The sequence below is a fragment of the Streptococcus sp. 1559 genome (assembly GCF_013276735.1).
GTDB lineage: Bacteria > Bacillota > Bacilli > Lactobacillales > Streptococcaceae > Streptococcus > Streptococcus pseudopneumoniae.
This window is the reverse complement of sequence record NZ_VMLO01000024.1, coordinates 7,621-16,934: the sequence shown is the minus strand read 5'-3', so window position 1 is coordinate 16,934 and position 9,314 is coordinate 7,621. Positions and strand designations below refer to the sequence as shown.

Sequence of the window (9,314 nt, the reverse complement as noted above, 5' to 3'; positions counted from 1 at the left end):
GATCGAAGTAATCCTACTTTACTTGTGTCTGTAAAACGAACGGTCTGATAGAACTGGACTCTGTCACGTATTGACTAGATGAAGGTTCACCAATATAAGATGTCCCTCAGGCACCAAAACAAGAAAGGAATAGGCACATGTCAAAATTGCTAGATAAGATAGTATCACGCGAAAATATGCTGGAAGCCTACAATCAAGTAAAATCCAATAAAGGCTCAGCTGGGATTGATGGAATGACTATCGAAGAGATGGATAATTATCTCAGACAAAACTGGCGCTTGACTAAGGAGCTGATAAAACAGAGAAAATATAAGCCTCAACCAGTTCTTAGAGTTGAGATTCCTAAACCAAACGGAGGTATCCGTCAACTAGGAATTCCAGCAGTTATGGATAGAATGATTCAACAGGCCATTGTTCAAGTCATGAGCCCTATTTGTGAACCTCATTTCTCAGATACGAGTTATGGCTTTAGACCAAATAGGTCATGTGAAAAAGCCATCAGGAAGTTCTTAGAGTACTTAAATGACGGCTATGAGTGGATAGTGGATATAGACCTAGAGAAATTTTTCGATAGGGTTCCTCAAGATAGATTGATGTCCTTAGTACATAACATAATCGAAGACGGAGATAGGGAATCCTTGATTCGTCAGTATCTTCATTCAGGTGTTATCATTAACGGTCAACGTCATAAAACGCTAGTTGGCACACCACAGGGAGGAAATGTATCTCCTCTCTTATCCAATATCATGCTTAATGAATTGGACAAGGAATTAGAAAAGAGGGGACTTCGATTTGTGCGCTACGCAGATGATTGTGTGATGACTGTCGGAAGCGAGGCAGCCGCTAAGCGTGTGATGTATTCAGTCAGTCGTTTTATTGAGAAACGGCTAGGTTTGAAAGTAAATATGACCAAGACTAAGATTACCAGACCAAGAGAGCTGAAATACTTAGGTTTTGGGTTCTGGAAATCATCAGATGGTTGGAAAAGTCGTCCACATCAAGATAGTGTTCGGAGATTTAAGTTTAAATTGAAGAAACTAACACAGAGGAAATGGAGTATAGACCTAACAAGACGTATTGAGCAACTGAATTTGTCCATTCGAGGATGGATAAACTATTTCTCATTGGGAAATATGAAAAGTATTGTCACCAGCATAGATGAGCGCTTGCGTACTCGCCTACGAGTGATTATCTGGAAGCAATGGAAGAAGAAATCGAGACGATTATGGGGATTGCTTAAGTTAGGAGTTCCTAAATGGATAGCAGATAAGGTATCTGGCTGGGGCGACCATTATCAATTAGTAGCTCAGAAGTCGGTACTTAAACGTGCTATATCAAAACCAGTCCTTGAACAACGAGGACTGGTTTCGTGTTTGGATTATTACCTTGAACGACATGCGTTAAAAGTTAGTTGAACCGCCGTATGCCGAACGGCACGTACGGTGGTGTGAGAGGGGCTAGAGATTATCCCCTACTCGATTATTTAGAGGACAAAAAAGAGGCAAAACTTTTTAAAAAATCTTTTTCATAACTTTATCCAGTACATTGATTGCTTCATCTTTCATGTTCTTTGTGACGTGGGTGTAGATGTAAGTAGTGACTTCAGAGTCGGAATGACCAACCCCGTCCGTGATTGTTTTTAAAGGAATTTTATTTTCTGCTAAGATGCTAATAGTGGTGTGTCTGAAGATGTGAGGGGACAGATGTTTGGGAATTGGTTTTTTAAGGCGTTCGTTTGCTCGCTGGAGAGACTTGCTCAAGACGGAACTATGAACTGGTTTTCCTGTATTGGTAACAAAAATACGGTCGCTTTTGTGCCAATTCTTATCGGTTGTTTCTCTTAGACGATTTATAGTAGATTGAAATAAGATACGAACAGCTTGATTAGGGAAATCAAATTAATTTCTAGAAATATTTTAGCATCCACGGTGTACTATTCTAGTTTCAATTTACTATAGTTCAATCATTCTATCAAGAATATTGAATATATAAAAGCGCGTACTATTAAAATTTCTTCTGATATCGAATTAGAGTCGGATGTTGATGGCGATAAATCAGATAATCTACCAGTCGACATCAAGGTACTAGGACAACACATTGAAGTGTATTCCGTACCTAAGAAACAATCATAAAACTCAAAGCCTTGTTACCGAGGCTTTTTTCATTATGTGATTTTCAGTAGGCAGATTTATTCTATCTAATACAAGTAAAGCTAAGTATTTAAGATTTAGCAGATGATGAAGAAAAGAAAGGATGGCCTAAATATTTTAACGGATTTACGAGGCTAATCATGGTATAATAAAAGGTAATGAAAAATTCCAACGAGGCAGAGATGAAATTACTTTATACTGATATTCGGACTTCTTTGACAGAAATTCTAACCAGAAAGGCGGAGGAGCTAGTTGCTGCTGGCAAGCGGGTCTTCTACATTGCCCCCAACTCTCTTTCTTTTGAAAAGGAACGCGCCGTGCTGGAATGCTTGTCCCAGCAGGCTTCTTTTTCGATTACCGTTACGCGCTTTGCTCAAATGGCTCGTTATCTGGTCTTGAATGATTTACCAGCTAAAACTACTCTTGATGATATCGGTCTTGGGTTGGCCTTTTACAAATGCCTTGCCGAACTCGATCCCAAGGACTTGCGTGTTTATAGCGCTATTAAGCAGGATCCTCAATTGATCCAGCAGTTAATTGAGCTTTACCATGAGATGACCAAATCTCAGATGAGTTTTTTGGACTTGGAGAATTTAACAGATGAGGATAAGAGGGCGGATTTACTCTTGATTTTTGAGAAAGTAACAGCCTATCTTAATCAAGGTCAGTTAGCCCAGGGAAGTCAGTTGTCCCATTTGATTGAGGCTATTGAGAATGACAAGGTAAGTAGTGATTTTAATCGAATCGCCTTGGTCATTGACGGCTTTACTCGTTTTTCTGCTGAGGAAGAGCGGGTTGTGGACTTACTTCACGGCAAAGGTGTTGAGATTGTTATCGGGGCTTATGCTAGTAAGAAAGCCTATACCAGTCCTTTTAGCGAGGGCAATCTCTACCAAGCCAGCGTAAAATTTCTCCATCATCTGGCTTCTAAATACCAAATGCCTGCTCAGGACTATTCTCAAACTCATGAGAAGATGGATAGCTTTGACAAGGCCTCTCGTTTGTTGGAGTCTTCTTATGACTTTTCAGAACTCGCTTTGGATGTCGATGAGAAGGATCGTGAAAACTTACAAATCTGGTCTTGTTTGACACAAAAGGAGGAGTTGGAACTAGTAGCCCGTAGCATTCGTCAGAAATTACATGAGAACTCAGACCTGAGCTACAAACATTTTCGTATTCTCTTGGGGGATGTAGCTTCTTATCAATTATCTCTAAAAACGATTTTTGACCAGTATCAGATTCCTTTCTATCTTGGTAGAAGCGAATCCATGGCGCACCACCCTTTAACTCAGTTTGTCGAGTCTATTTTGGCTTTGAAACGCTATCGTTTCCGTCAGGAGGATTTGATTAATCTTCTCAGAACAGGTTTGTATACCGACCTTAGTCAGGCTGATATTGATGCTTTTGAGCAATATATCCGCTATCTTGGTATCAATGGCTTGCCAGCCTTTCAGCAAACCTTTACCAAATCCCACCATGGAAAATTTAATCTGGAACGTTTAAATGTTCTTCGTCTGCGTATTTTAACACCTCTTGAAACCCTCTTTGCCAGTCGAAAACAAAAGGCTGAAAATCTCTTGCAAAAGTGGAATTCTTTTCTAAAAGAAGGAGAGGTGACCAAGCAGTTACAAGATTTGACAACCACTTTGGAAGCTGTAGAACAGGAAAGACAAGCCGAAGTTTGGAAGGCTTTCTGCCATGTTTTAGAACAATTTGCGACTGTTTTTGCTGGTTCACAGGTTAGTCTGGAAGACTTCCTAGCCTTGCTCCATTCTGGAATGAGTTTGTCCCAATACCGTACCATTCCAGCAACAGTGGACACTGTTCTGGTGCAGAGTTACGATTTGATTGCACCATTGACTGCTGACTTTGTCTATGCTATTGGACTAACTCAGGACAATTTACCAAAAATTTCTCAAAACACCAGTCTTCTGACAGATGAAGAAAGGCAAAACCTAAACCAAGCGACCGAAGAAGGCGTTCAATTACTGATTGCCAGCAGTGAAAATCTCAAGAAAAATCGCTACACTATGCTTTCCTTGGTCAATTCTGCTCGTAAGCAGTTGTTCTTGTCGGCTCCAAGCCTTTTTAACGAAAGTGAAAGTAAGGAATCTGCCTATCTTCAAGAGTTGATCCATTTTGGATTTAGGCGTAGAGAGAAGAGGATGAATCACAAAGGACTGTCTAAGGAGGATATGGGGTCCTATCACAGTCTTTTGTCTAGTCTGGTTGCCTATCACCAGCAGGGTGAGACGAGTGATAGGGAGCAAGATTTGACCTTTGTCAAGGTTCTGGCGCGTATCATGGGTAAAAAACTAGACCAAAGAGGCCTTGCAAATCCTGCCCTTCCAACAAGTCCAAGCAGCAAGACCTTGACCAAGGATACCTTGCAGGCTCTCTATCCTGCTGATCAGGAGTTTTACCTGTCTACCTCTGGTTTGACGGAGTTTTATCGCAATGAATACAGTTATTTTCTTCGCTACGTTTTAGGCTTGCAAGAAGAATTACGCCTGCGTCCTGATGCCCGCAGTCACGGAAATTTCTTGCACCGCATTTTTGAACGTGCCTTGCAGTTGCCTGACGAAGATTCCTTTGACCAACGTTTGGAACAGGCTATCCAAGAAACCAGTCAGGAACGGGAATTTGAGGCTATTTATCAGGAAAGTTTGGAAGCCCAGTTTACAAAGGAAGTTTTGCTTGATGTGGCACGGACGACTGGCCACATTCTCCGTCACAATCCAGCTATTGAAACCATCAAAGAAGAGGCGAATTTCGGTGGGAAAGAGCAGGCCTTTATTCAATTGGACAATGGACGCAGTGTCTTTGTACGAGGCAAGGTTGACCGCATTGACCGATTGAAAGCTGATGGGGCGATAGGAGTAGTAGACTACAAGTCTAGTCTGACCCAGTTCCAATTTCCTCATTTCTTTAATGGTCTTAATTCCCAACTGCCAACCTACCTAGCTGCCCTAAAAAGAGAGGGGGGGCAGAACTTTTTCGGTGCCATGTACTTGGAAATGGCTGAACCTGTTCAATCTCTGTTGACCGTTAAGAATTTGGCAGGTGCAGTAGTAGAAGCCAGCAAGTCTATGAAATACCAAGGTCTCTTTTTAGAAAAAGAAAGCAGTCATTTGGGTGAATTTTACAATAAAAACAAGTCTAATCAGCTGACAGATGAGGAATTCCAGCTCCTACTGGACTACAATGCCCATCTTTACAAGAAAGCAGCTGAGAAGATTTTAGAAGGCCAGTTCGCCATTAACCCTTATACTGAAAATGGCAGAAGTATTGCACCGTATGTTCAGCAACACCAAGCCATTACTGGATTTGAAGCCAATTACCACTTGGGCCAAGCCCGTTTCCTAGAAAAGTTGGACCTAGCTGACAGCAAGCGTCTGGTCGGAGAAAAACTCAAGCAAGCTTGGTTTGAAAAAATAAGAGAGGAGTTGAATCGATGAAGCCCATTCCCTTTTTAACTGATGAGGAAATTCAAAAACTGCAAGATGCAGAGGCGCACTCGAGCAAGGAACAGAAGAAAACTGCCGAGCAAATTGAAGCCATCTACACTTCTGGTCAAAATATCCTGGTCTCAGCATCGGCTGGTTCTGGGAAGACTTTTGTCATGGCCGAGCGTATTCTAGATCAATTGGCGCGTGGTGTGGAAATTTCTCAACTCTTTATCTCAACCTTTACAGTTAAGGCTGCCACAGAGCTTAAAGAACGTTTAGAGAAAAAAATCAGCCAACAAATCCAAGAAAGTATCGATGTTGACCTCAAACAACACTTGGGTCGTCAGTTGGCAGCCCTACCCAACGCAGCCATCGGAACCATGGACTCTTTCACACAAAAATTCCTTGGCAAACATGGCTATCTGATTGATATTGCACCTAATTTCCGTATTTTACAAAACCAAAGCGAGCAACTCCTTCTAAAAAATGAAGTCTTTTATGAGGTATTTGAAGCCCATTACCAAGGCAAACAGAAAGGGACCTTTAGTCATTTGCTGAAAAATTTTGCAGGGCGTGGCAAGGATGAACGGGGGCTACGCCAGCAAGTCTATAAAATTTATGACTTCCTCCAATCCACAAGTAATCCTCAAAAGTGGCTGAGTGAATCTTTCCTCAAAGGTTTTGAAGAGGCTGATTTTACCAGTGAAAAAGAAAAACTGACTGAGCAAATCAAACAAGCCCTTTGGGATTTGGAAAGCTTTTTCCGTTATCATCTGGATAACGATGCCAAGGAGTTTCCTAAGGCTGCTTATTTAGAAAATGTTCAGTTGATTCTGGATGAAATTGGCTCCTTAAATCAAGAGTCCGATAGTAAGGCTTTTCAATCAGTGCTTGCGCGTGTTGTCGCAATTTCGAAAGAGAAAAACGGCCGAGCCCTGACTAATGCCAGTCGTAAGGCTGATTTGAAGCCACTGGCCGATGCCTACAACGAAGAGAGAAAGTCCCAGTTTGCTAAACTAGGACAACTGTCAGACCAGATAACCATTCTCGACTATCAAGAACGTTATCATGGAGACACTTGGAAACTAGCTAAAACCTTCCAAACCTTTATGAGCGATTTTGTGGAGGCTTATCGTCAGCGTAAACGTCAGGAAAATGCCTTTGAATTCGCTGATATCAGCCATTACACCATTGAGATTTTAGAGAAATTCCCGCAAGTCCGTGAAGCTTATCAGGAGCGTTTCCACGAAGTCATGGTCGATGAGTATCAGGATACCAACCATATTCAAGAACGAATGCTGGAATTGCTGTCTAATGGCCACAATCGCTTTATGGTGGGGGATATCAAGCAATCTATCTACCGTTTCCGTCAGGCAGACCCGCAGATTTTCAATGAAAAGTTCCAACGCTATGCGCAAAATCCAAAAGATGGCAAGCTCATTCTCCTCAAGGAAAATTTCCGTAGCAGTTCAGAAGTGCTGTCAGCAACCAATGATGTTTTTGAACGTCTCATGGATCAAGAGGTCGGCGAAATCAACTATGATAACATGCACCAGCTTGTTTTTGCCAATAGCAAACTGACTCCTAATACTGAGAACAAGGCTGAATTTCTCCTCTACGACAAGAACGACACAGGTGAGGAAGAAGAGAGTCAAACAGAAACGAAACTAACTGGTGAGATGAGATTAGTCATCAAGGAGGTTCTGAAACTTCATCAGGAAAAAGGTGTTGCTTTTAAAGAAATTGCCCTTCTGACCTCCAGTCGCAGTCGTAATGACCAGATTCTCCTCGCCTTGTCTGAGTACGGGATTCCTGTTAAAACTGACGGAGAGCAAAACAATTATCTCCAATCCCTAGAAGTGCAAGTCATGCTAGACACCCTTCGTGTCATTCACAATCCCCTGCAAGACTATGCCTTGGTTGCCCTTATGAAGTCTCCAATGTTTGGCTTTGATGAGGACGAGTTAGCACGTTTGTCCCTTCAGAAAGCAGAGGATAAAGTCCAAGAAAATCTCTATGAGAAACTAGTAAATGCTCAAAAACAGGCGAGCAGCCAGAAAAAATTGATTCACACAGCTCTAGCTGAAAAACTAGAGCAATTCATGGATATACTAGCTTCTTGGCGCTTGTATACCAAAACCCACTCTCTCTATGACTTGATTTGGAAGATTTACAACGACCGTTTTTATTATGACTATGTTGGAGCTTTGCCAAATGGTCCTGCTAGACAGGCCAATCTCTATGCCCTAGCACTGCGTGCTGATCAGTTTGAAAAGAGCAATTTCAAGGGTTTGTCGCGTTTTATTCGTATGATTGACCAAGTCTTAGAAGCCCAGCACGATTTGGCAAGCGTGGCCGTCGCACCGCCAAAAGATGCAGTGGAACTCATGACCATTCACAAGAGTAAAGGGCTGGAGTTTCCTTACATCTTTATCCTCAATATGGATCAAGATTTCAACAAGCAAGACAGCATGTCAGAGGTCATTCTCAGCCGTAAAAATGGACTAGGACTTAAGTATATTGCCAAGATGGAGACAGGAGCAGTGGAAGATCACTATCCTAAAACCATCAAACTCTCTATTCCTAGCCTAACTTATATACAGAATGAAGAAGAATTACAGCTGGCAAGCTACTCAGAGCAGATGCGTCTACTGTATGTTGCCATGACGCGGGCTGAGAAAAAGCTCTATCTTGTCGGCAAGGGTTCTCGTGAAAAGCTGGAAGCCAAGGAATACCCAGCAGCCAAAAATGGAAAACTAAATAGTAACACTAGACTTCAAGGCAAGAATTTCCAAGATTGGATTTGGGCTATCAGTAAAGTGTTTGCCAAGGATTATCTCAACTTTAGCTATCATTTTGTTGGTGAAGATCAGCTGACTAGAGAAGCTATCGGTCAGTTGGAAACCAGGAGTCCACTCCAAGATAGCTCCCAAGCAGACAATCGTCAATCAGATACCATCAAAGAAGCCCTTGAAATGCTGAAAGAAGTGGAAATTTATAATACTCTTCACCGCGCAGCCATTGAACTTCCTAGTGTTCAAACCCCAAGTCAAATCAAGAAATTCTACGAACCTGTTATGGATATGGAAGGTGTCGAGATTGCAGGTCAAGGCCAGTCAGTAGACAAGAAAATTAGTTTTGATTTACCAGATTTTTCAAGCAAAGAAAAGATAACAGGAGCTGAGATTGGTAGTGCTACCCACGAACTCATGCAGAGAATGGATCTCAGCCAGAGACCAACGCTTGCTAGCCTAACAGAAACACTCAAACAAGTTCAAACTAGCCAAGCTGTCAGAGACAAGATCAATCTTGCTAAAATTCTTGCTTTCTTTGACACAGCACTCGGTCAGGAAATTATCGCTAATACCAACCATCTTTATCGCGAGCAACCTTTCTCCATGCTCAAACGAGACCAAAAGAGTCAGGAAGACTTTGTTGTCCGTGGAATCTTGGACGGCTATCTGCTTTATGAGGATAGAATCGTTCTGTTCGACTACAAGACAGACCGCTATGATGAACCAAGTCAACTCGTAGACCGCTATCGTGGTCAGTTAGCTCTATACGAAGAGGCTTTATCACGAGCCTATTCGATTGAAAATATTGAAAAATACTTGATTTTACTCGGTAAAGACGAGGTTCAAGTTGTAAAAGTATAATTTATACTCTTCGAAAATCTCTTCAAACCACGTCAGCTTCATCTGCAACCTCAAAACTG

The 9,314-nt window shown here is 41.9% G+C and carries 4 protein-coding genes and 1 pseudogene; 4 read left to right on the top strand and 1 reads right to left on the bottom strand.

The features are described from left to right. The first annotated feature begins 137 nt into the window (after positions 1 to 137). Complete coding sequence (gene ltrA, locus HT688_RS04320) at positions 138 to 1,415, top strand: group II intron reverse transcriptase/maturase (protein ID WP_172923589.1); 1,278 nt, start codon at positions 138 to 140, stop codon at positions 1,413 to 1,415. Positions 1,416 to 1,511: 96 nt separating this feature from the next. On the opposite strand, the gene HT688_RS04315 is transcribed toward ltrA, so the two are convergent. Further along, complete coding sequence (locus tag HT688_RS04315; protein WP_078374390.1) at positions 1,512 to 1,871, bottom strand: tyrosine-type recombinase/integrase; 360 nt, start codon at positions 1,869 to 1,871, stop codon at positions 1,512 to 1,514. A gap of 105 nt (positions 1,872 to 1,976) precedes the next feature. Between HT688_RS04315 and HT688_RS04310 the strand changes: the two are divergent. The 3 genes and pseudogenes from HT688_RS04310 to addA all read left to right on the top strand — a co-directional run. Then, positions 1,977 to 2,132 (top strand): annotated as a pseudogene (locus tag HT688_RS04310) (diacylglycerol/lipid kinase family protein); the annotation flags it as partial. A 200-nt stretch (positions 2,133 to 2,332) separates the two neighbouring features. Continuing rightward, positions 2,333 to 5,608, top strand: coding sequence for an ATP-dependent nuclease subunit B (gene rexB / locus HT688_RS04305; RefSeq protein ID WP_172923590.1), 3,276 nt, complete (start codon positions 2,333 to 2,335; stop codon positions 5,606 to 5,608). Further along, on the top strand, positions 5,605 to 9,255 hold the full coding sequence (gene addA / locus HT688_RS04300) for a helicase-exonuclease AddAB subunit AddA (protein ID WP_138704804.1): 3,651 nt from the start codon (positions 5,605 to 5,607) through the stop codon (positions 9,253 to 9,255). The genes rexB and addA overlap by 4 nt, the downstream gene beginning before the upstream one ends. The last annotated feature ends 59 nt before the right edge of the window (positions 9,256 to 9,314 follow it).